Raw genomic sequence first — 22,883 nt, 5'->3', positions numbered from 1 at the left:
ATGTCTCAAGATCAGGGTAAACCAGAAGCAAAACCCATGAAAATAGATGATATACTTCAAAGAGACGTATGGGATGTAGGCCTTGAACCACATATTACTGTAGACTCTTCGAAATGTGAAAAATGTCCAACGAAACCATGCCTCTATCTTTGTCCGGCGGGATGCTATATTCTAGCAGGAGAAAAAGTGGTATTCAGCTATGAAGGATGCGTGGAATGCGGAACATGCAGAGTGATATGCCCTATGAACGCAATTACATGGCATTATCCTAAGAGTGGTAGGGGAATAATGTACAGGTTTATGTAAGAGGTGAGTTAGATGAGAATGGTTCTCGGAATAAAATGGGTGCCTAACACACAAGCAGTTAGATTCGATCCAAAAACAGGTACTCTAATAAGAGAAGGGGTTCCCAGCATAGTAAACCCTCACGACCTGGATGCTACTGAATTCGCTCTACAGTTAAAAGATAAATATGGAGGTAAGATAACAGCGGTTTCCATGGCACCTCCAGCAGCTATAATGGGTTTACAGCACGTAATAGGTATGGGTGTAGATGACGGTGTTTTAGCTAGTGACAGAGCATTCGCCGGTGCAGACACATTAGCTACCAGCTATGTTTTAGCCAAGGTTATAGAGAAAATAGGTGGAGTAGACCTAGTTGTATTTGGGCAGGAAACAATAGACTCAAGCACTGCTCACATAGGAGCACAGGTGGCAAGCTGGCTTAAACTTCCATATGTGTATTACGTTGAGAAGCTAATTGATTACGATGAGAAAAAGAAGGAAATAGTTTTCTTAAGAAAACTAGAGGATAGAGAAGAAATCTATAGAGTCAGACTCCCAGCAGTTATATCCGTAGCTATGCATAGTCAGAAACCACGTCCTGTAAGAATGTCCTACAAAATAAGGGCGAAACTTGAGAACCCTATACAGGTTTGGACGAATAAGGAAATGGGGCTTGACACAAGATGCATCGGTTTAAAGGGAAGTCCAACTATAGTAGGAGGAATAACTTGGACTCCTGAGGTTCCAAGAAAGAAGGAAGTATTTCAGGGTGATCCTAAAGAAGGAGTCAGATGGTTAATTGAGAAGCTTAAAGAGGAGGGTGTTCTCTCATTTTAGAGGTGATGAATTGTGAGTTTCGATCCTTCAGCAAGGAAAAAGAAGAAGGTTGATTGTGAAAAGCTTTGTCCGGATTGGGAGTGCAGACAGCCTGGGGAATTCGAAGGTATATGGGTTATAGGTGAAATAGAGGATGGCCAAATTCATGAAGCAAGTCTACAGATGCTAACCCCTGCTAAGAGCATTGCTGAAAAACTGGAGACTTGGATAGAAGGAGTTCTCATTGGCGGGGACAAAGAGGCTCTAGAAAAGGCAGCTAAAGAAATGATATATCACGGCGCTGACAAAATACGTATAATTTATCACCCAGATCTAAAAGTTTACAGTGCAGACCAGTATGCTTTAGTTCTCTCTGACCTAGCTAAACAGGTTAAACCTGAAGTAATATTTGTCTCGGCAACTCTGAGAGGAAGAGAATTCGGCCCATATATTGCTAATACCCTCAGAGCCGGTATAACAGCTGATTGTACGAACTTCGACGTTGATATGAAGACAGGAGACGTTGTAATGATACGACCTCCTTTTGGAGCAATAATGCTTGCACATATTAAGACGCCTACACGCAGACCTCAGATGGGAACAGCTAGGCCTAACGTGTTTCCAGTGCCAGAGAGAGATGAAAGTAGAGCTGGGGAAATCACATGGATAGAACTAGACAGCATACCGAAAAGAAGGGCATTCCTAGAAGAAGTCACTATTATACCTCAGACAGAGTTACCGATAGAGAAGGCTGATTATCTCGTCTCTGGTGGGAGAGGAGTAGCTACAAAAGAATTGTGGAGTCTCCTTGAGGAACTGGCTAAAGAGATGGGTGCAGTAGTAGCGGGCTCTAGAAAAGCTGTGGATATGGGGTTTATACCTCATGAAAAACAGGTAGGTCAGACGGGTAAAACAGTAAAACCAAAACTGTATGTTGCAGTGGGTATAAGTGGAGCTGCACAGCACACATTCGGTATAAGAGAGGCTGGAACCGTAGTTGCTATTAATAAAGACCCGGAGGCGCCGATATTCAAGGCATCTGACTACGGTGTAGTAGGTGATGCAAAGGAGATAATTCCATTATTGATTGATGAGTTTAGGAAACTGAAACAGCAATCAAGTAATGGTAACTCCTAGATTCGTTAACCTTTCTTATCCCTTCCAGTCACCTTTTTATCTTGTCATAGTAAACACTCACTAGTTGCATTAACCGATGATACCCGGATAGGTGCCTTGTAGTGGTTAATATCGCGCTAGTGATCTTCATCGTCACAATAGGTTTCATAATATGGGGAATTATAGATAGAAGCCTAATAGCTCTTCTAGGAGCATTAACACTAGGATTAATGGGCATTCTCTCTCTGGAAGATGCAGTACACTATGTAGACTGGGATGTAATATCAATTCTTCTAGGTATGTGGATCCTCGCAGAATATTTATCCGGTGCAGGAGTTTCAAATCTCATCATTTCATGGGCTTCCAGAAAATCTAAAGGATTCCTTGGCTTTCTACTAGTAGTGGCTATAATAGCTGGGTTCTTGAGTATATTTGTCGATAATGTATTGATCGTCGTGTTATTCGGTGGAATAGTTGCTAGAACATCGAAGAAAGCAGGTGTAGACCCCTTACTTCCAGTCACCCTAGTTTCCCTTAACGCTAACTTCATGGGTACAGCATTGTTGCTAGGCGACTTACCTCCACAGTTGTTGCATAGCGTTGCGGGGGCGGAATTCAATGATTTCATATGGATGAACAGTAGGCCATCGAGCTTCCCATTATTAACTATTACCTATTTGTTATTGAATTACCTTATTTTCCTCTGGCTCAAAAACAGGGTTAATCTAAAAGATCAACTTGATATATCTTCTGCTGTTGAAGAACTGAACATAAGAAAGGGGCAATTATGGGCTTCTGTAATCGTCTTCTCTATAACTATAGTTGGAATGGCCTTCAGGCGAGAACTATCCGTTATGCTTGGTTTCGACGTTAAACTGGGAGAAATAGCCTTAGCCGGCGGATTGGCAATAGCAGCTATAGCTGAATTAGGCAGGATTCTGGAAAGGGATTTCGAAAGCTTCAACGAGATTTTAGGTAGAATAGAATGGAGCGCACTCCTCTTCTACATCAGCTTATTCATACTTGTTGGCGGTCTGGTTAAAACTGGTTTCATCGATGAAGCTGCTAGGAGAATGATATCCCTTACAGCAGGTCACGGACTCCTCTACTCGTATTCAATTTTATATTGGTTCACTGGGTTATCTGCTACAATAATAGAGCATGATGCGTTGATTCTGTCTTTATTTAATATAATAAAAGATCTCTCTATGAATGTAGGATTAAATCCGTGGCCGCTTTATTGGAGTGTGGCATGGGCAGGTACCTTAGGTAGTAACGCGACGATAGCGGGTGCTCCAGCCATCTATGTTGGCGTAACGATCGCTGCTAGGGTATCTGGAAGGAAATATAAAGGATTCCAGATACTAAAATATACTATTCCATACACATTAATGTCTCTTATTATACAATACTTAGTATCTATTCCTATCTGGACACACTAAACAAGGAATCTGTTTTAATTTTCAATAGTAAAAAACTCTATAAAATATATTCTTGAATACATTCATAAAACGTGGAACTCAGACGCTAAAACTAATATGTTCCAAGACCGATCCTCGTGGCAATACCGCTTAACAAACTATTAGTGATAGCCTTAGAGCGCAAAAGTAAAGGAAAATGTATCGATTAAGAGACCTCTAACCGTAGGATAATGTAGACTCTTACAAGAGGATTAGAGGCAATGGCTATAATAGGTGTTGGATAATGATAGTATTAGATGAATACGATAATCCAATAGGCGTTCTGGACATTAAATGCCTAGTCTGCAATATTTTAGAGTACACAGATGTACATGGACAAGTAGTAGCAGAGTAGAGAACTATTCACGTTAACCTATTTTACCTTCTCAGTACAAAATAACTATAAGTGAGTGGACCCTGGTCCCGTACGAATTAACCCCGCGTCCTCGGGGATAAGTGTGTACGGGGCGGGTCACTCCCGGCTCTACTCGTTTTCTTGTGTAGTTAATTGCTTACCTTTATCGGTTATTGTGTAGATTGTGATTTTACCGGTTCCAGAAGGGCAGGATCCCCCGCAGATTCCTTTCAAGGGGCAATACTCACAAGACTTTCCTTGCTCGAACGTCATTCTTCTAATATACCCCTCTGCCTCAAGCCTCGCTAGTAGTACATACACTCTGGACTCTTTTATTCTAGTTTCTCTGGCTATGATGCTGGGGCTTATGTAACGGCGTTTCAATAGGTACTTAAGAAGACTTTTCATTTCCTCCTCCATTTCAATAACCTCGTCAACTTACATCAGGAGAAAAGCATACCAAGTGTAACTGCGAGGGCTCCTGATAGATATATTCCATCGAAGACTCCTGCTCCTCCGATGCTTATTAAAGGTGCATTAATACGGTCTCTATCCTTCATTAATCTAAGAATGTCTGCTCCTAATAGACTTCCAAAGCTAGCTCCAACATATGCTGGGATAAAAACCGGTCCTCTACCTAGAACAGGTATAGAAGTTGCTAGAGAAACTAGTGCTATCCCCAATCCTGGGGCGACAATCCCTATGCTGGGAATAACTCGTGATGACACGTATGTATAGATGGTTGTTACTGTGATTGATGCTATAGTTGCATATAATACTAGCGGGTTCCCTATTAGAAGAGTTGAATATACGAACACAATCCCAACCGTTATCGGCACAATAGCTCCGCCAGCATTTATTGCAATAATGGTTTCCTGTTCAGTTACACCTATTCGAGGGATCGGTATGGGTATACCCCAATAAATAACGTAATCAATTGCAGATGTCTGTGTTTTTGTCTTAAAACTCCCTATTTTTATATTGACGAAGCTAAGTACAGGACTAAGGCTGAGAAGAAGCATAGATATCCATATGAGCATTTTTACAAATAGGTTTATGTTACTAGATAGCCAATGGAATAGATAAGCTGGAGTTATAGCCATTATATACGCTATTGGTAGAGCTAGGAACAAGTAGAAGGGAAGGAGAAACCAGTGAAATGGAAGATAGATGATGATCCTCTTATTTTTGGCTTCTAAAACTCACACCTCAACATTTCTCTACGGGTTTATCCTCATTGACACTTGGCTTGTTTGGTATTGTACAGATTATTTCCCATGGCTCTAAACTGGTATTCCAGTATTCATGTATTATGTTTGGGGGTACATAGATGGAATATCCCTCCCCAACTTGATAGTGTTTTTCACCTATCCTAACTACCCCTTGTCCTTTAACGACGAATATCTCATGCTCCCAGGGATGGCTGTGAGCGTTAATGTGTCCTCCAGGGCCTATTCTAAAGTAGCGCATTGCATAAGTAGGTGCACCATCTTTCTCTGATATTAGCCATCGAATCGTTGTTTTACTCCCCATTTTATCAGGAACCCTTTCTTCTTCGACCTCAGTGTAATGTAGAACTTTAGCTCCACAAGGATCAAACTTGTTCATTTGGTAGCGCCTCTACTTTACTATCAATATAATAGCGACTTTATAGTTCTAACCCTGTTTTTATTGTTATCCCAACTCCAAACAGTACCACTAGCATGAATATATAAACCATTAAGGGGGGATGCTGGCTTAGTATGAAATACGCGAGAATAGTTGCACCAATAGGCTCTCCGAGAACGCTTCCTGTAACCGTTGTTGCAGTAGAAAATCTTAATGAAAGATTGAGGAGACTGTGGCCTATCACGTTAGGGATCAGAGCAAGTAGGAATAAATAAATCCAAGAAGAAGATTGGAATCCCATAAGCTTCTCTCCAGTAGCTATTGCAAAGAGTAAAGAAACAAGTCCAGCAGTAGAATAAGTGGTAAGCAAATATTTGCTAAGGCTCATTTCATGCCTGGATATTCTGCCAAGTGTGAAATAAGCTCCACCTGAAATTGCCCCAATTAAGGCAAGTAATCCACCCAATACTGTGGAACTGGGGTCTGCTCCTGTTATGAAAAATACTCCTAGTATAGAAATCAATATACCAATGATTTGAGTTTTCTTAGGCGGCTCTCCTATTACTGAGGAGAATAAGGAGGAGAAAAGAGCATGTGTGCAAACAATTGTTGTGCTTACTGCTACGGAAGCGTATGCAAGAGATTCAAGCCATGAAGACATATGAATTCCAAGCATTGTTCCAGCGGCTACGCCTAGAATTATCCCTGACGATCTATTCTTCTGGTAATTACTCTGACTGTTTCTCTCGAGGATGAATGGAGCCAGGAGAATACTGGAGAAGAGCATTCTCCAAAAACTAGCAGTCGACCCGGGAACTCCTGATAAAACAGCTATAACTGAGGCAGATGAAACTGCAGTTACAGCAGTTATTAGTATTAGTAGTTTTGTCGTTTTTGAATAAAACTTACTCCACCTATCTGGCTGAATTCTAGTGTGATCTATTTCTTTTTGACTGTTATTATGAGAATATTAGCCTTCCTCTCTGCTTTTACCGTTGAGGTATCTATGGGACTGGGAAATGTTATACTTGTACTATAATTTCTCATCCAGACTCTCCTTCCAAGAGCGTTCTCGTATTCATACATAGCTTCCTCCCTTATATTGGCTTTGATTAATACGTGGTCTTCAAATACGTCCACTACAACACTGTCAGGATCAGCTGCAGGTAGGTCTATTAGAATTCTATAGTGATCCCCATGGTCCTCTATTCTGTATAGAGGCTCTTCCAGGTTGCCAGGTTTGTATCCTGTGAAGAGTGAGGAGTCTATTTCACTGTGTATTTCGTTGAACAAGTCTTCAATATTCTTTATTCTCTCTCTCACGTATCTGCGGAACTCTTCAAACCAGTCCCAGTAGCTAGACAAGCGCATACACCTCCATAGAACTATCATCAACTGTAGATTACCGGGCTCTGATACTCCAATCCCTTACCCATTTTCATCATCGATTCTTTTGTAGAGCGCATAAGTTCTTTCATTCTAAGCTTTATCATTTCCGCCTCTTTCAATAGATCGCCTACACTCATGTTTAGACCTATCATCCTATTCAAGCCTTCTATAACCACAGACGCTGCTTCTGGATCAGGGAAATCTAGGAACGACTCAGCCAGCAATAGTAGATTCGAGACTCTTCTGGCTATGCTCTCCTTTAATATTAAACTATAAGGACCTGCTATTATGCCGTTAACAAATTTACCTGCTTCTGTCTTAGCGGCTAGTTCTTCGCCTTGCTCATCAGTAGCCAGCCAGTATAGTTTGGGTTTATCTATTTGTAGCCTATTAGGAACTCCTATGCCAGTTACGCTTACAACGAATGTGAACCCTCTTAATCTTACCCAATATGTTAGCATTTCTGCCAGGCTGAAATATGCCTGAGGAGGGAGGGGTATTTCCGACATAAGTGTATATACATTATCTTTCTTGAAAACCCTTACAGGTGGCCTTGGGTTACCGTCTATGACAATCGTAGCCGGGGGAAAGAATCGTTTACTATCTATTCCAGCAACTTCCTTCATTCCTAGAGATTTTACCATATACGAGACGGTTATAGAACCTACAAGCCCAGCATCAGGAAATCCGAGTATTAAATAGCTTGGCGTCGCAGGCTTAAACTCCTTGTATTCCTGGAAAATAAATCCACCTATTTCTTCTTGGTATATAGGATTCTTCAATTAATTTACACCCCTTACCAAGTTCTCTATTATAGTTAATGTATTGTGAATAATGGTTTTTTAGGTAATGTATACGTAACTTGCAATTATAAGCCCGTCTTTTCTGAGTCTCTTAGCTATATCAGCCGGGGATTCTTCCCCGGATAATTTCCGGGTGGTTATAATTGTTCGATTGACGATATTCTTTACGTATTTTCCTATTCTACTTGGAACAGTACCCTTATGCTCGCAGTGCCCTGTTCCCATTATACCATAAAATAAATCAGCTCCCTTGTTGAGTGCTCTTGCTATTGAAAGAGCCATAACTTCATCCTTAAAGCTCTGAGCTAGAACAAGCTGTTCAACACCAAAAATCGCCATAGGCCCATCTCGTGGAACGAGTTGAGAGAACCTATCAAAATAATCCCTAGGATATGATTTGATATCATTCTCGTCCAGCTTGTATTTGTCTAGTATATCACTTGTCAATCCTTTCCGTACAACAACCTTGGCCTCATTTCTAGGAGGCATTAATCCTATAATACGGAGCTTCTGTTTTTTAGCATAAAAAAGAATGGGTTTATAATATTCCAGATCAAACCCTTCTGGCCCCTCCGAGTATCGGTCTACAAGTGATTTCCAAGTAATTCTATCCTCCAAAAACTCCTCAAGAATTTTTTGTTGCTGGATATTAAAATGCTCCATTCCAATGATTAGTCTAAGTTTCTTCCTTACAGATAATTTATAAACTTCCTTCAGAATCGATAGTTCTCCTTTTACTACCTCGTTGTTTTCATGTTGCTCTCCATAGAAAATTATTGAGGGGGCTCGTATCTTCATACTTATCTCTACAGGATCAACGCTTTTTCCTCTGCTTATATCGAAGAAACTGCCCATATTTACCACCCACTAAGAATTTTAGGTGTAATACTTCTCTCATCAAGGATACGGCGAAAGCTTCCATTATCATTGCCATCAACTTTTCGAATGCTAAACTGCCATTCTTGCCCATATACTTGGATAGGATGTCTCTTGCCAATAGTACCGGTTATATTATGATAATATTTACAATCACACTTATGAGAGAACTTTATCCCCCATGCGTGCTTAATATAAACGACAGTGAATATTGCTGTGGGACCTGATAGCAGTGGCATTGCTAGAGGGACTACAGCTATGTTCTCGTCAGAAGGTTGTTTAAGGCCAAGATTAATTTCGAGTAGAATAGCGATAAAGTAAATTAAGAGGATGATTCCTATAGCTATTCTGAAATCATCTACAGTAACATCCAGGATGTTGAATGTTATATCACAGAGAACGGCGAAAAAGAGTGTAATAAACATTGCTACAGATATGGTCATAGACGTAATTCTATTACATGTCTCACTTGAGTAGTTTTTGGTTAGTATATAGAAATATAGACTGTTTCCTATTGGGTCTAGTACAGCAAATAGCATTAGAATTGGCACGAGAAGATTATTCCCATACAACTCACACTGCAAGCTTACTCCCTTCTTCTCGATTTATACTTGAAATTGAGTGGAGACGGTGATATGTAAAACATTATCTTTGCTTTATGGTAATCTCTTAAGATAGTTCTGGCAGCCTCTTCAACCAAAGGCTCACCGCTTAGTTTATACTTCCATCCCCGTATAATCGCTAGTTTCTCCATGATCTTTAGGGGATCTTTGATTGTTATACCGTATGCGTCGATAAAAGCGTCTGGGTTGCAACTTAAGATTTTCTCGATTAAAGCTACTGCTGGGGGAACGGGATCCTCCAGCTCTTCAGGGCTTTTACCCCTAATTATCGAGTCCGGCCAGCCGCCTTCTATGGGTATAACTCCTGGAGTGTCAAGAACATAGAAGCCTGGCTCAATCTTGTATAACTGCACGTGTCTTGTATATCCATGGCTTCCCGGAATGGGGCTTGTCATGGCACTATGCTTAGCTTTTAATGCGTTAATAATGCTAGACTTTCCAGTTTTAGGATAACCGACTACTGCTACTGTGAACGGACTTGCCTCAGCTAATGATTTGATGAAACCCCTCAGCCTTCGGGTTCCAAGCCTCTTGGTTGCCGACATATAGAAAGCATCGTATCCTGCTTTTCTAAACTGGTATACCCATTCTTCAGCTACATCTCTTGGAACCAGATCGCTTTTGTTTAAGACTATGACTAGTTTCTTACCTAAAGCATCAATCATTTCTTCAACTCTTTTACTATAGGTCGATAATGGATCTCTGATATCAAGTACTTCAATAACAATATCGGTTTTATTGATAGTCCTTGCTAGTAATCGCCATGATGCTAAATCCAATATTATCCCCTCATACTTTACCTAGTATAGTATATTGGTTGCGTGAATTTAGAACTAAAATATATTGTGTAGCCTGTAGTTTAGGAGTTTATGTCGAAAGAGTTTGCTGGAAGAAACTAGGAGGTATTTGATACTATTGAGCTTATAAACTTGCATATATCGGCGGGTTCTATTTTTGTCGTTGCATGGGAATATAGGCTATAGTAAACTGGAACTTGGTTATCATCCCCTCCCAGTAATCTAAGAGCGAAGACGTAATATAGGTTCCCTGAAGTACGGTTTATAACAACGTTTTGTCTTCCAGTAAATGAAAGCGGTAACATATTATATGTTAATTCAGATAACTTTGAAGGTGGCATTCCTTTTTCAGTGTATAATATTACTATTCCTTTTTTCTCTAGGAAGCGTTTTTCAAGATCATTGAATAGTTTAGTGTCTACCTTAAAGTGGGAGTTATCTATGTTAATAATTAGTACATCTCCAGCCTTTACATTATCTATCTTATTGTCCTTCAGGATGACAATGTTTATCATTCGATTTTTAATAAGTGATTGTATTTGTGTTGCTATCTCTGGGTCGTTCGAGAGCACATAGACGTTCTCGATTTTCCTATTTGAATTACCGTCACCAAATGGTAGTGATATTCCTAGGAGTGAGTTATGCTGATCACTTTTAGTTACAGCTCCTAGCGCTACTGCTGCTATTAAAATCGTTACAATCGCTATTGCTTTTAAGTAGACCATTATTCCTCCCCAGCTAGTATCTATTAGGATCTAATGGTATATCGGAGAGCTAACCCTAAAGGTATGTTAAGTTTAATAGCTTTATAAAGGAGTCTTCAGGGTAACCCCTAGATAATACTATATAATTTCATTTCTATATAGGGAAATACGGATTTATTTCAATCTTTTACATAAAAATGACATACCCTAAGTATACCATTACCCAATAAACGATAGGAATCAAGTAATAGCCTAGCTTTCTCGGTTTCTTCGGGGCTTAGCTTATATTCTATGATCTCTTGGTTAAGGTCTCGTAGCAGATTGTTAGCAAGTTCTACTCTATTACGAATAAAAGATTCTAAGTTAATACACTCATCCGGTATGGAATTTTCGAGCGATACTAGTTCTATTATTAAAGCAGATGCTAATTCCTCTAGGAAAAGAAGAAACCTGTTTTGTATAGGTATGCTTGTTAAACCAGATTTTATTTTAAATGGAAATAGATCCAATCTCTCATATATATGGAAGTCGCCCTTTATTTCTTCGATAAATCTCTCAAACTCATCCAGAGACTTTCCTCTAATAGCTGACCAGAAGAGATCGTATAGGTGTTCCATTATATAGAACACCTAGCCTAATGACCTACAAGGTCAATGTATGATGAGAGTTTTTCCTTTAGTTTTTCCTTGGACATGCTTCCTATTAATGTATCCACATGTTTGGAGTTAACAATCACAGCTATACTTGGGATGTGATCTATAAGGTATTTATCGGCTATATCGGCACTTTTGTCGACGTCAACCTTTGCGAAAATTACTTTTGGCTTGGCTAATTCTACAGCCAAATCTCTATATGTAGATAGATAGGATATGCATGGTCCACACCAGTCGGCTGTAAAGAACAGGAATATTGCAGTGTTTTTTTCTACGATATTATCTATGTTATATCTGTTTACTTCTATAATTGGATCCTTTAGTTTGAGTTCGAGAAAATTCGCTCGTTCACGAAGTTTTTCCGAGAGTGTGAGTAATTCTTTATCCATTTCTTTCACCCAGAGTTTCTGATAATGTTGGAGAGAATATAATTTGTTGTATTCTTTTTTACCCTTTATCCTGGTAAAAGGGTAAACACCTATATATAGCGATGAAGATAGATCCATGGACGGGTGAAACGATAATGACAGCTAACACAGTTAATACTGAGAAAACATTGCCACCTCCTAGTAGTGTGAAAATAGAGAACGGGCAGGCTTATGTCGAGATAGCTGGTAAGAAGATAAAGTTAGGAGGGCCGCTGCCTCCTCTTAGAGAAGGGGAGAAGCATTTGAACATAACCACTAGTATATGTCCTATATGCTATAGACTTCTACCTGCCCGTGTGTTCGAGAGGAACGGGAAGGTGTATATAAGGAAAATATGTCCCGAGCATGGTGAGACGGAAGAACTCTACTTCGGTGATGCTGAACTATACAGACGGTTTATGAAATATGAAGAAACGGGTAAAGGTGTCAAGAAACCATATGTGGGGGTAGGTGCACCATGCCCCTTCTCATGCGGCTTATGTGCTATGCATGAGAACCATACAGCTCTTGCTAATTTAGTAGTAACGAATAAGTGTAATCTAAGCTGTTGGTATTGCTTCTTCTACGCTGAGAAAGCTGGTTATATTTATGAGCCGAGTTTAGAACAGATACGTTACATGATTAAGCGTTACAAGAGACAAGGAGTTACTATGGCTGTCCAAATAACAGGCGGAGAGCCTACTATGAGAGATGATCTAGTTAATATAGTCAATCTATTAAAAGAGGAAGGTGTTCGGCACATACAGTTAAACACTAATGTTATTAAGTTCGCGGAAGCATATTTCCAGAATCCTGTAAAAGCAGTAGAGTATGCAAGACAGTTGAGATTGGCAGGTGTAAATACTGTTTATATGAGCTTTGACGGTGTAACACCGAAGACTAATTGGAAAAACCACTGGGAAGTCCCATTCGTATTCGAGGTATTTAGAAAGGCAGGTATGACTAGTGTTGTTCTTGTCCCGACTCTTATTAAAGGGGTAAATGACCACGAGATGGGTGATATTATAAAGTTCGCAGGGAAGCATATGGATATAGTGAGAAGTGTCAACTTCCAGCCTGTCTCATTAACTGGGCAAATGAAAAAGCATGAGAGAGAGAAACTGAGGATAACTATAGCAGATGCTATAATAAATATAGAAAAGCAAACCGAGGGCCAGGTTCCGAGAGAGGCGTGGTTCCCAATACCTGTAGCGGCGAAATTCTCCAAGTTTGTTGAGGCTATGACTGGTACAGAACAGTTCTGTATGGCTAATCACCCTATGTGTGGGGCAGGAACCTATATATTTGTGGAAAGAGACAATGACGGTATACCAATAAAGTATATTCCCATTACAACCTTTTTCGACGTTGAAGCTTTTATCAAGTACCTAGATGAAAAGAGAATTGAAATGGAGAAAGCCAGCTTCAAGAAGATCAAGGCTGTGAGAATGATGGTGGATCTCAGGAAGTTTGTTGATTCTGAAAAACTACCTAGAGGATTAAGCTTTACCAAACTGCTTTACAATATATTTGTAAAAAGAAACTATGATGCTCTCGGAGAGTTGCATTACAATATGATGTTCTTGGGAATGATGCACTTCATGGATCCATACAACTATGATGTGACTAGAGTTAGACGGTGCAATATACATTATCTCATGCCAGACGGGAGAATAGTACCATTCTGCGCATTCAATGTTGTTCCAGAACTTTACAGGGACTATGTCCAAGAGCAGTTTAAGATATCAGGTAAAGAATATCAGGAACAACTAGAACAAGGTGGAATAGGCCCTGGTGTAAAATACAACAGGTCGAAATATTGGAAGATCATAAAGAATAGCCCGGTTTACAAGGAAGCATATAAAGGTATAATCTTCTAATTTTTATCCCTAGATTCAGCAAGTTCAAATATAATTAGTTTATAATCAAACAATTCCTATATACTAATTAACGAAAAAGAGGTGAATCCTTATGGGATTGGAAGAATATCAAAGCCTGATAGCCGAGGTATTTGAGAAAGCTAAGGCGAAGGTTCCAGATATAGCTAGCTGGAACAAAGTTTATCAATTCGAGACTGATGAAGGTGATCAGTTCTATATTGAAATAAGTGGAGGAGAATTAAAGGTAATTGAAGGAAAACACTCCAGCCCTATAGCAACCCTCAAGATGCCCAGGCAAGTCCTAGAGCAGGTCTTGAAAGGAGAACTCGATGCTATGAAAGCTTTTATGACGGGAAAAATGAAGATAACAGGAAATGTATTTGACACAGCAAACTTGAGGAAGATGATTAACGCTGGCCTAGGAAAAGAGTAATCAAAACTCATTCCTTTTTACCTCACTTATCTCGCAATACTCTTCTGGAGTGAATCTTGGTGAAGTCTTTAAAGCTAGGTGGAATTCTATATGGAGAACAACTGGAATTCAGAAGTAACGTATGCTTGTTTCTAAATGAGAGCATTATATTAGAAAGCATTGAAAATTTTTCATCCTGCCCTCTAGAAACTAGCGGTAGCTCGTATTATATACTATTACCACTCCCAGCAAACTCCCATACCCACTTAGCCGACTGGATAATACCAGAATATGGGACTGATCTAAGCCTCGATGAGCTAGTTGCTCCCCCAAATGGACTTAAACATAAACATCTCAAGGAAGCCGAAATTGATGGGAAAGTGAAAGGATATGCGGAAGCCTTAAACTACACTGATACTACTGGCACCCAGTTAGTCGTGGATTACAGGGAAGGGGGAATAGATGGATGCAAAATAGCGAAGAAAGCTCTCTCAGCCTCAATGTTCAAGGGTATATTAAAACTCCTAGGTAGGCCTGATCATGCAAAACCAGATCATCATTATCTTTCTTTGCTAGTGGAAGAATGTGATGGTTTTGGGTTACCTTCTCCTCTTTATTATTCAGAGGAAACACTAAGAGAAATGGCGAAATTGTCTGGTGAAAAGAACATTCCATTATCAGCACATGTAGCTGAAACAAGGGAAATAAGGCAACAAGAGGATCTTGAATTATTACTAGAACATCTGGATCCTACATTCATAGTTCACGGTACTTATTTGGAGGAAAACGATATAGCCGTTCTTAAAGAGAGAAATATTCCAGTATCTGTCTGTCCGAGAAGCGTTTTATTCCACTCTACTGGAATACCTCCTATAAAATTGTTTTTCGATAATAATCTCAGCATAATGATCGGTTCAGATAATGCTGCATGGTTTACTCCCGACCCTTGGAGGGATGCTTCTCTCTTATACTATATAGGAAGAAGTCAAGGAGTTAAATCTATGGAGTTCGATCTCTGGATACTAAGAGGTCTGTTTATAAACCCTTATTTCGTTCTCGGAATAACTCCTCCCTTAATAAAGGAGGGAATGCGTGTTAATGGTATTTTAGTAGAGGGAGAATCGTCAGGGTTGTTAAAAGCAGAAAACAAATACGCTGGAATAATCAAAAGGGTTGATAGAAAATCTATTGTCGCTAGGATGCCGTAACCATCTTTGTGAACATTATTTATAGGCTACCAATACCCCCGTCTATGAATAGAGGGTGCAGAATAGATGTCAATGGTGCAATACGGCTGGAAGCAAGCTCTGCTTTCACAAGTATCAATAATAGTGTTTAGTCTGGCTGCGGCGTTCTTTAGGCATTATTACGGTTATATTATCGCATTATTCTTCGTGGTATATTTCGTTGCTATGGCAAAGCTGAATAAATCTCGTGCGGGAAAAGGTAAGGTCTCTACCGAGGAAATGCAGACGTCCAGGAAGTTTATTGAAGAGAAGAATGCACGTGACATAATGATGGAAGACAAAGAAATATCTAAGGATATGGCTGAGCAAATGAATGCCATGAAAGTCATGATGATACCAAGCTTAATAGTTATGGTCTACTTCTTTCTTCTATGGAAGTATGTTCCAGCAATGGGAAACGATTTAACACCTTATGTAAGCTCGCATTCAATAGCATATTTTATTGCATTCCTGGTATACTTCGAAGGAAGCTTTGCTATAACGTGGGGTTCACGATCGTATATGATGGGGAAAACAGGACATATGGTATCATATAATATGCCTACGTCTTATACAATAACGGAAAAGGGGATACTTGTCGGTGGACTTCTAGGTCAGCAGCCTATACCGTTTCCTTTTGAGGATAATGTTGAAGTCAATTTAAATGAGAAGAGAAAGTTCGTTGAGATAGTACAGATCAAAGATAAGAACGTCATCAAAATACGTTTGTATGCGAAGCAACCGAAGAGGCTTTATGACATATTGACTAGGTATGGTATGAGAGGTAAGGAAGAAAGCTTGAAGCAGGCTTCCAGCAAAAAATAGGTTGCTATATTCTTTCTAATCCAAAATGCTCTTGCAAAGCAGTTATAGTTATACTCAAATCCCGTGCAGTAGAGATCACGAGGTCCTTAGATGTCTTAAATAGGGTCATAAGATTCTCGCGGTTCTTTGCTTGCATGTAAAGTCTTATCTTACTCTCTGTCCCACTCCTCCTTAACAGTATCCATTTCCCATTGTCCCATCTAAGTCTTACACCGTCAAGTTCTGATATGCTCACGTTACCCTTTCCCAGAACATCAATTATATGTTCCCTTAACACACCGTAAAGTCTTTCTTTTTCCTCATCTCCAGGTAAAGAGAACGAGGCTCTTATACTGGGATAGAAGGGGAGTTCCTTGAAGAGCTCTTTAAGAGACTTATTTGTAGATGATAATATTCTGGCAATCAAGGCAGCCTCGTATATACCGTCGACCCAAAGCCCCCACTCTGGATCTATAAGCTTCCATGGCTCAGCACCTAGAAGGGCTCCAGGAATGTCTCTCAGTTTTTCATGTACTTTACCAAGCTTAGCCCTTACTATTCTACCACCCATAGACTCAGCTATCTCTTCAACCTCCATACCTACATCGACTGATATGACTATAGTACCGTTTCTATCCTTCAGCTTCTCCTTTGCAAACAAAGCTATCAGAAGATCCTGCTTGACGAACCCGTAGCTAGGAATGACGACTGCCAGCCTATCAGCATCACCGTCATGAGCTAGTAGTGCTTCAACATTTAGGTTTTTAACGCTATCTGAATAAGGTTTGAGTACATCGTCTCTCGGCTCGGGTGTTCTACCCGGGAACGTTCCATCTGGGTGGCAGTTAATTGATATTACATCCGCGTTCAAGTCGCGGAGTATTTTTGGTGTAACATTACTAGCTGCCCCATTAGCGCAATCGATAGCTATCCTAGGTTTCCTTTTAATATCTCCTACTTCCAATCTTTCAACAATATTCCTCATATACCTAGACTGTATTTCTGTGCCGAGAACCATTCTGCCAACTCTATCCCAACTAGCATGAAGACGGGATGATTCAGGTACACCTATCAATGCCTCCAAATCTCTCTCCATACCCTCAGTGTATTCCATCCCTTTTTCATCGAAGACTTTGAGGCCGTTGTCAGGAGGCGGGTTATGGCTTGCTGTTACCATTATGCCTGATTTACTATTAGTATGGGGTACACTATACGCTAGGACAGGTGTAGGAACCATTTCAAGATATATTGCATCAACTCCGCCAGCCATTAGTCCAGCAGCTGCAAGCTGAGATAGTAGGGGGCTTGTAGTTCGGACATCGTGGCCTACTGTTACAGTACCCATGCCTCCAATGTAGAAAGCAACCGCTAAACCAAGTCTATAGGCTAACTCTGGATGAACCTTCTCAAGATACCTTCCACGGATACCGGCTGTCCCAAACAGTCTCCCCATTTTAATATCCCTTCATTTTAGCTATAGAGAGTATCCTACTAGGAGATCCTAGCGTTAGGCTTGCTAACTCCGTGTAACCATATAACTGAACTATTTTGATGTATACGAGGCACTGAGGGTCAGATAGATTTACTGGGTTATCGATCTCGGAAGCAATTATCTTTATGGCCTCATCCCTAGTTAACCAGCCTTTCTCTTTTTCCGGGTCTCTACTGTAGAGATGCCCGTCCATTCTTATAGCAAAACTGTTCTTCTCATTACACTTCTCATAAAAAAGCCTCTTAACCCACTCACTGACTTCCTCCACATACGGCTCTACCACTTTATCCACAGGAATAACTCTGAGTATGGGGGTATCCTTATCACCTAAAGTCCTCCTAAAACTCTCAACAGCCTTATCCGGCTCCTCTACTCTAAGAAACATTATATTTGGCTGTACATCGACGATAATTGGTTTATTCAGGATGTCCAGAACCTGCCGCCGGGCCACGATATAGTTACGATATGTCGGCAGGTGTGTTATTACCAAGTTGAATGCTTCTGGCAACCTTTTACTACCCCTTTATACCAAATAGAAAGGTCGATTAAATCCTCATATATATCTATGTCTAACTAAGAACACTATCAATGGATGTCCGTAATGGCTAAAGATAAAAGGAAGCTTCCACGGGTCACAATATTCTCGACTATGACTGTTGATGGCAAAATAGCTAGCAAAACAGGATACTCAAAACTCTCATGTAAATACGATCTAGAAAGACTTCATAGTCTCCGCTCAATGCATGATGCGGTAATGGTTGGAGCCAACACGATACTAGTAGATGATCCACAATTAACCGTTAGATATGTATCAGGGAGTCAGCCGGTAAGGATAGTAGTTGATGCCCTATTGAAAACTCCTGCTACAGCTAGGGTATATAATCAGCCTCCAAAAACGATTATCATCACATTTAACGGAAATGTTAAATCGGCTTCAGAAAAGTATTCGGGCGTGGAAGTAATAGGGGTTCCATATAGGTTTGATGATATCTTGGACTTAGGGGATGCACTCGAAAGAATTTACGAGAAAAATATAAGAACGGTACTGGTCGAAGGTGGTGGATATCTTAATTGGACATTATTCAAGCTCCGCCTTGTGGATGAGCTCAGGGTTACTATTTCTCCATATGTTTTCGGCGGCAGGAGTGTTTGCTTTGTTTCGGGGGACGGATTCGATGGATATGTTGAAAGGGTAGAGCTTGAATTAAAGAGTATAGAGAGGTGCAAATGTGGAAACGAAATACACGTAGTCTATGATGTCAAGAAATAACTCATTTCCTGTTCTATACTAAAATTATGCTAAAAGAATTACTCATCCTTTTAAAACCTCTTCCTACACTATATCCAAGCGTAACTATATCCAATCGAGCATTAAGCAAGATCAAACCCGTTGGGAGGTGCTATAATAGTCTTGACGAGAAATGTTGCAATAGTTGGAACAGGACACTCGAAATTCGGTTTTAGACACGATGTCAATATGCCTGAGCTTGCATGGGAAGCCATAAAGGAAGCAATAAATGAAGCTGGAATAGAGCAGAAAGACGTTGAGTTCGTGAGTTTCTCGAATGTGGGCGGATGGAGCAGCGAAGGACTGGCATCTGTTGTAGCACTAGAATATGCAGGATTAACAGGAGCAGGCCTCTATAGAGTTGAGGCAGCATGTTCCTCTGGTAGTGCTGCTATAAAAGCAGCACATGATGCAATAGCAAGCGGAGAAGCTGATATAGCAATGGCCATAGGACTTGAAAAAATGAATGAAAGCCCAACTCCAACAGTAATCGAGTTTATAGGAAGAGCAGGTAATTTCTTCTGGGAGTTCCAGAACTTCGGACTGACATTCCCAGGATACTATGCACTCTACGCCACAGCATATATGTCAAAATATGGTGCTACAGAAGAAGACTTATGCAAGATCGCAGTTAAGAACCATTATTATGCAAGTCTAAATCCAAAGGCTCATTTCCCGATGCCTATAACAGTAGAGAAATGCATGAAAAGCAGATATATCGCATGGCCTCTAAAGCTATATGATTGCAGCCCAATAACAGATGGAGCGGCTGCGGTGGTTCTGGCTAGCGAGGAAGTGGCTAAGAAACTTACAGATAGCCCCGTCTGGATAGAAAGCATAGGGGTGAGTAGTGGTACAAGCAATCTTTCTAGGAGAGATGATTTCCTGCACTTAGAAGCTGGAACCATAGCAGCTAACAGGGCCTATAAGAAGGCTGGATTATCTAGGGATGACATAGTTAAACATATAGATGTTGCTGAAGTACACGACTGTTTTAGTATAGCTGAGATATTAGCATATGAAGACTTAGGATTTGCTAAGAGAGGGGAAGGATATAAGTTAATCAGGGACAAGGAGACTTATAGAGAGGGAAAGATACCAGTGAACCTTTCAGGAGGATTGAAAGCCAAGGGACACCCATTAGGAGCTACAGGTATAAGCATGGCGGTAGATTTATCCAGACAGCTACTAGGCCGCGTAGAGAAGGAAAGGCAAGCCGATATCAAAGCAGGCCGTGCATTGGCTCATAACATAGGTGGAACCGGACACTATGCGTATGTTACACTCTACAGTCTATCCAAACCTAGGAGGTGATCGTGATGTCCAATCAAAAAGAGCAAGCGGATATGTTCCTAAAGCAAATGGAAGGTTTTGCGAATGAAATGAAGAAAGCAGTGGGGGAGCCTATAATACCTGAGCCCAAGAGTGGAGCACAACTATGGTATGATCAAAGGGAATTAACGCTAAAGTTCTTGATAAGTGTTGAGAAGACAAAGGAATTCTTCCATGAAGGCTTAGCTAAGGGCAAGCTACTTGCAACCAGGTGTAAGAAGTGTGGTAGAATATACTTCCCTCCACAAGTAGACTGCTCTTACTGTAAGGAAAGTGAAATGGAATGGGTTGAGCTGCCAAAGGAAGGAGAGCTAATCACTTATACTATAATCACGACGAGACCATATAGTTTCGGCCACTATCCAGATTATACTGTTGGAATAGTCAAACTAAAGAATGGAGTACAAATAACAGCATGGATAAGAGAAACGGATCCCAAGAAGCTCCATGTAGGAATGCCAGTCAAACTTGAGGTCGTTAAGAGAGAACCTGAGGGATACTATACATACGAATTTGTACCTGTAAAAGAAGAATAAGATTATAATCTCTTTTTAAACTGCTTACATCAACTTTTTCGTCTCGAATAAGTATGGAGGTGCGAAGATTAAATGGTATTTCCATTCCAAAGCATAGAAGACTTCAAGATAGAGATAACAGACGAGCACGAGCTTTTTAGAAAAGCCGTCAGAGAATTCGTAGAGAATACTGTTATCCCTAGATGGCAACAGGTAGAGAAAGAGAATAGGATACCTGAAGAGATTAACCAAGGAATGAAAGACTTAGGTCTTTTCGGTGTAGGTGTACCGGAAGAATATGGAGGCCAAGGTGGGGGACAAGTACTTACAGCAATCCTTACAGAGGAGCTTGCAAGAGGCATACCTAGCCTAGCAGTCTATCTCGGAGTGAATCCTCTGTTTGCCATACCGATACTCAAATTTGGAACTGAGGAGCAGAAGAAGAAATATGTTACACCGGTAGCTCGAGGGGAAAAGAAGGGAGCGCATGCAAATACGGAACCTGCAGCTGGGAGCGATGTAGCAGGTATACAGTCTAAAGCGAAAAAAGAGAATGATCACTATATATTGAACGGTAGAAAGATTTTCATAAGTGGAGCAGAGGAAGCTGACTATCTCGTTGTGTCTGCTAGGACAAGTCCCCCGGGAGAAAAAAGATGGAAAGGTATAAGTGTATTTATTGTAGAGAAGGACTGGCCTGGAGTAAAGGTTGGACAGAAGTTTAATGTTATAGGCATGAGGGGCGAGCAACCTAATGAGGTTATTCTGGAAGACGTTAAGGTACCGGCAGAGAACTTGGTTGGGCAGGAAGGCATAGGATTCAAGATAGTTGTCACAACATATGATCATACCCGTATAGGCATTGCAGCACAAGCAGTGGGAATAGGCCAGGCGGCCTTTGAGAAAGCATTGAATTATGCTCTGCAGAGAGAAACATTCGGCCAGCCACTTATAAACAGTCAAGCGATTCAATTCAAGCTAGCTGATATGTACATGAAGGTTGAAGCAAGCAGGTTGCTCACGCTCTGGGCAGCAACACTAGCAGACCAGGGCAGAAGCGAGTTCATAATAGCTAGTAGTCTAGCAAAAGCATTCTCTACGGAAGCAGCCGAATGGATAGCGAGACAAGCAATACAGGTACACGGTGGTTACGGAGCAGACTGGGAGATGGGTGTAGAGAGATATCTCAGGGATGCTGTCATAACAACAATATATGAAGGCACCAACGAGATACAGAGACTCACAATAGTCAGGACACTTCTGAGGCAAGCTATGGGTATGAGAGTCTAATCCTCTGCTTGAATTAAAATATTTCTTTTTCCTTTGAGTATCGTCCTCGTTGCCCGAATCGGGATTTCTTTCTCGCGAACAGGTATATATGATCTAGTGCCTCCTCAGGCCCCAGTTCGATTAGACTGCCAGTTATCCCTTCCGGCTCATCTAAATGGTAAACCTTCCATCCTCCAAGAGTAGCTCTCCAAACACCAGTAATTGCCTTCTCTTCTCTCAGCAAATTGTATTGGTTTAGAAAGGCTGACCAGACCACTATAGGAAAATCGCAAACACCGAATCTACTGTCAAAGAAGCCGCTTCCCAAGGCTACTCTTACACCCAAGTTGTCTAACTCGTAAAGAGGAACGAAGTCACCAGATATAGAAGCATCTATGGGTAGATAAATGTAACCCCAATCATTTCCAGCTAGTATATTGAATTCCCAGCTTGCCATTACATGTAGGCCTGCTATAATAATATCCTTATATCCTCCTAATCTATCGTTCAATAATTCCAGGGTCATGTATCCCGTTTTCTTTTTCGTATCATAGGCTATTTTACTATCAGGGAAATAGAGGACAGCAGGTTCCTTCAAGCTGATGTTTTCAATCTCACTAACACTCGAAATCACTTTGAACCCTAATTTATTACCGTTTGGGAGATAACAAGTCCTTTCATTACTGTTACAGACAACTGCATTCTGGCATTTGTTGTTAATTACTAACGCGTCTAACAATTACTTCACACCGTAGTCTAAGGTTTGATTTGTT

Annotated in this window: 27 protein-coding genes; 12 read left to right on the top strand and 15 right to left on the bottom strand. The window is 40.6% G+C overall.

What is annotated here, in order from left to right:
• The 4 genes from F7B60_04015 to F7B60_04000 all read left to right on the top strand — a co-directional run bounded on the left by F7B60_04015 (position 1) and on the right by F7B60_04000 (position 3,659).
• Positions 1-306 carry a 4Fe-4S dicluster domain-containing protein gene (locus tag F7B60_04015; protein ID MCE4614676.1) on the top strand — a complete coding sequence of 102 codons (306 nt, stop codon included), beginning with the start codon at positions 1-3 and terminating at the stop codon, positions 304-306.
• Between the two features lie 12 nt (positions 307-318).
• A complete protein-coding gene (locus tag F7B60_04010; GenBank protein MCE4614675.1) occupies positions 319-1,122 on the top strand; it encodes an electron transfer flavoprotein subunit beta/FixA family protein in 804 nt (267 codons plus the stop codon).
• Between the two features lie 12 nt (positions 1,123-1,134).
• Positions 1,135-2,238: an electron transfer flavoprotein subunit alpha/FixB family protein gene (locus tag F7B60_04005; GenBank protein ID MCE4614674.1), complete on the top strand. Its 1,104-nt coding sequence runs from the start codon at positions 1,135-1,137 to the stop codon at positions 2,236-2,238.
• 101 nt (positions 2,239-2,339) lie between these two features.
• Entirely contained in the window at positions 2,340-3,659 is a 1,320-nt protein-coding gene (locus tag F7B60_04000) for a permease (protein MCE4614673.1), read from the top strand.
• Positions 3,660-4,161: 502 nt separating this feature from the next.
• Here the strand turns inward: F7B60_04000 and F7B60_03995 are convergent.
• The 12 genes from F7B60_03995 to F7B60_03940 all read right to left on the bottom strand — a co-directional run bounded on the left by F7B60_03995 (position 4,162) and on the right by F7B60_03940 (position 11,874).
• Positions 4,162-4,452, bottom strand: coding sequence for a winged helix-turn-helix transcriptional regulator (locus F7B60_03995; GenBank protein MCE4614672.1), 291 nt, complete (start codon positions 4,450-4,452; stop codon positions 4,162-4,164).
• A 23-nt stretch (positions 4,453-4,475) separates the two neighbouring features.
• Complete coding sequence (locus F7B60_03990) at positions 4,476-5,135, bottom strand: DUF1614 domain-containing protein (GenBank protein ID MCE4614671.1); 660 nt, start codon at positions 5,133-5,135, stop codon at positions 4,476-4,478.
• A 106-nt stretch (positions 5,136-5,241) separates the two neighbouring features.
• Entirely contained in the window at positions 5,242-5,640 is a 399-nt protein-coding gene (locus F7B60_03985) for a cupin domain-containing protein (GenBank protein MCE4614670.1), read from the bottom strand.
• A gap of 40 nt (positions 5,641-5,680) precedes the next feature.
• Positions 5,681-6,475 carry a DMT family transporter gene (locus F7B60_03980; GenBank protein MCE4614669.1) on the bottom strand — a complete coding sequence of 265 codons (795 nt, stop codon included), beginning with the start codon at positions 6,473-6,475 and terminating at the stop codon, positions 5,681-5,683.
• Positions 6,476-6,579: 104 nt separating this feature from the next.
• On the bottom strand, positions 6,580-7,005 hold the full coding sequence (locus F7B60_03975) for an Hsp20/alpha crystallin family protein (protein MCE4614668.1): 426 nt from the start codon (positions 7,003-7,005) through the stop codon (positions 6,580-6,582).
• A gap of 26 nt (positions 7,006-7,031) precedes the next feature.
• A complete protein-coding gene (locus tag F7B60_03970; GenBank protein MCE4614667.1) occupies positions 7,032-7,811 on the bottom strand; it encodes a proteasome assembly chaperone family protein in 780 nt (259 codons plus the stop codon).
• Between the two features lie 60 nt (positions 7,812-7,871).
• The gene (locus F7B60_03965) at positions 7,872-8,687 is read right to left on the bottom strand and encodes a ChaN family lipoprotein (GenBank protein ID MCE4614666.1); all 816 of its coding nucleotides are present in this window, start codon (positions 8,685-8,687) and stop codon (positions 7,872-7,874) included.
• A 2-nt stretch (positions 8,688-8,689) separates the two neighbouring features.
• Positions 8,690-9,292, bottom strand: a complete 603-nt coding sequence (locus F7B60_03960) for a hypothetical protein (protein MCE4614665.1) — start codon at positions 9,290-9,292, stop codon at positions 8,690-8,692.
• Positions 9,293-9,294: 2 nt separating this feature from the next.
• A complete protein-coding gene (gene rsgA / locus F7B60_03955; protein MCE4614664.1) occupies positions 9,295-10,110 on the bottom strand; it encodes a GTPase RsgA in 816 nt (271 codons plus the stop codon).
• A 116-nt stretch (positions 10,111-10,226) separates the two neighbouring features.
• Positions 10,227-10,853, bottom strand: a complete 627-nt coding sequence (locus F7B60_03950; GenBank protein MCE4614663.1) for a hypothetical protein — start codon at positions 10,851-10,853, stop codon at positions 10,227-10,229.
• Between the two features lie 158 nt (positions 10,854-11,011).
• Positions 11,012-11,449 carry a hypothetical protein gene (locus F7B60_03945; protein ID MCE4614662.1) on the bottom strand — a complete coding sequence of 146 codons (438 nt, stop codon included), beginning with the start codon at positions 11,447-11,449 and terminating at the stop codon, positions 11,012-11,014.
• A 17-nt stretch (positions 11,450-11,466) separates the two neighbouring features.
• Positions 11,467-11,874: a thioredoxin family protein gene (locus F7B60_03940; protein ID MCE4614661.1), complete on the bottom strand. Its 408-nt coding sequence runs from the start codon at positions 11,872-11,874 to the stop codon at positions 11,467-11,469.
• A 134-nt stretch (positions 11,875-12,008) separates the two neighbouring features.
• Here F7B60_03940 and F7B60_03935 point away from each other — a divergent pair, with 134 nt between their 5' ends.
• The 4 genes from F7B60_03935 (at position 12,009) to F7B60_03920 (ending at position 16,235) form a co-directional block, all read left to right on the top strand.
• Positions 12,009-13,772, top strand: coding sequence for a radical SAM protein (locus F7B60_03935; GenBank protein MCE4614660.1), 1,764 nt, complete (start codon positions 12,009-12,011; stop codon positions 13,770-13,772).
• Positions 13,773-13,863: 91 nt separating this feature from the next.
• Positions 13,864-14,205 carry an SCP2 sterol-binding domain-containing protein gene (locus F7B60_03930; GenBank protein MCE4614659.1) on the top strand — a complete coding sequence of 114 codons (342 nt, stop codon included), beginning with the start codon at positions 13,864-13,866 and terminating at the stop codon, positions 14,203-14,205.
• Between the two features lie 59 nt (positions 14,206-14,264).
• On the top strand, positions 14,265-15,392 hold the full coding sequence (locus F7B60_03925) for an amidohydrolase family protein (protein MCE4614658.1): 1,128 nt from the start codon (positions 14,265-14,267) through the stop codon (positions 15,390-15,392).
• Between the two features lie 66 nt (positions 15,393-15,458).
• Complete coding sequence (locus F7B60_03920; protein MCE4614657.1) at positions 15,459-16,235, top strand: DUF2208 domain-containing protein; 777 nt, start codon at positions 15,459-15,461, stop codon at positions 16,233-16,235.
• Positions 16,236-16,239: 4 nt separating this feature from the next.
• On the opposite strand, the gene F7B60_03915 is transcribed toward F7B60_03920, so the two are convergent.
• The gene (locus F7B60_03915) at positions 16,240-17,667 is read right to left on the bottom strand and encodes a phosphopentomutase/phosphoglucosamine mutase (GenBank protein MCE4614656.1); all 1,428 of its coding nucleotides are present in this window, start codon (positions 17,665-17,667) and stop codon (positions 16,240-16,242) included.
• Between the two features lies 1 nt (position 17,668).
• The gene (locus F7B60_03910) at positions 17,669-18,214 is read right to left on the bottom strand and encodes a hypothetical protein (GenBank protein ID MCE4614655.1); all 546 of its coding nucleotides are present in this window, start codon (positions 18,212-18,214) and stop codon (positions 17,669-17,671) included.
• A 93-nt stretch (positions 18,215-18,307) separates the two neighbouring features.
• Here F7B60_03910 and F7B60_03905 point away from each other — a divergent pair, with 93 nt between their 5' ends.
• The 4 genes from F7B60_03905 to F7B60_03890 all read left to right on the top strand — a co-directional run bounded on the left by F7B60_03905 (position 18,308) and on the right by F7B60_03890 (position 22,131).
• Positions 18,308-18,976 carry a 2,5-diamino-6-(ribosylamino)-4(3H)-pyrimidinone 5'-phosphate reductase gene (locus F7B60_03905; GenBank protein MCE4614654.1) on the top strand — a complete coding sequence of 223 codons (669 nt, stop codon included), beginning with the start codon at positions 18,308-18,310 and terminating at the stop codon, positions 18,974-18,976.
• 141 nt (positions 18,977-19,117) lie between these two features.
• Complete coding sequence (locus F7B60_03900) at positions 19,118-20,308, top strand: thiolase domain-containing protein (GenBank protein ID MCE4614653.1); 1,191 nt, start codon at positions 19,118-19,120, stop codon at positions 20,306-20,308.
• Between the two features lie 5 nt (positions 20,309-20,313).
• The gene (locus tag F7B60_03895) at positions 20,314-20,862 is read left to right on the top strand and encodes a Zn-ribbon domain-containing OB-fold protein (GenBank protein ID MCE4614652.1); all 549 of its coding nucleotides are present in this window, start codon (positions 20,314-20,316) and stop codon (positions 20,860-20,862) included.
• A gap of 72 nt (positions 20,863-20,934) precedes the next feature.
• Positions 20,935-22,131 carry an acyl-CoA dehydrogenase family protein gene (locus F7B60_03890; protein ID MCE4614651.1) on the top strand — a complete coding sequence of 399 codons (1,197 nt, stop codon included), beginning with the start codon at positions 20,935-20,937 and terminating at the stop codon, positions 22,129-22,131.
• Between the two features lie 13 nt (positions 22,132-22,144).
• Here the strand turns inward: F7B60_03890 and F7B60_03885 are convergent, their stop codons facing one another.
• Positions 22,145-22,849 (bottom strand): hypothetical protein, encoded by a 705-nt coding sequence (locus F7B60_03885; GenBank protein MCE4614650.1) that lies wholly within the window; start codon positions 22,847-22,849, stop codon positions 22,145-22,147.
• Positions 22,850-22,883: the final 34 nt, after the last annotated feature.

The organism is Candidatus Tiamatella incendiivivens (genome assembly GCA_015522635.1).
Lineage (GTDB): Archaea > Thermoproteota > Thermoprotei_A > Sulfolobales > Acidilobaceae > Tiamatella > Tiamatella incendiivivens.
The sequence above is the reverse complement of the archived record's forward strand: the minus strand, read 5'-3'. Positions and strand labels throughout refer to the sequence as shown.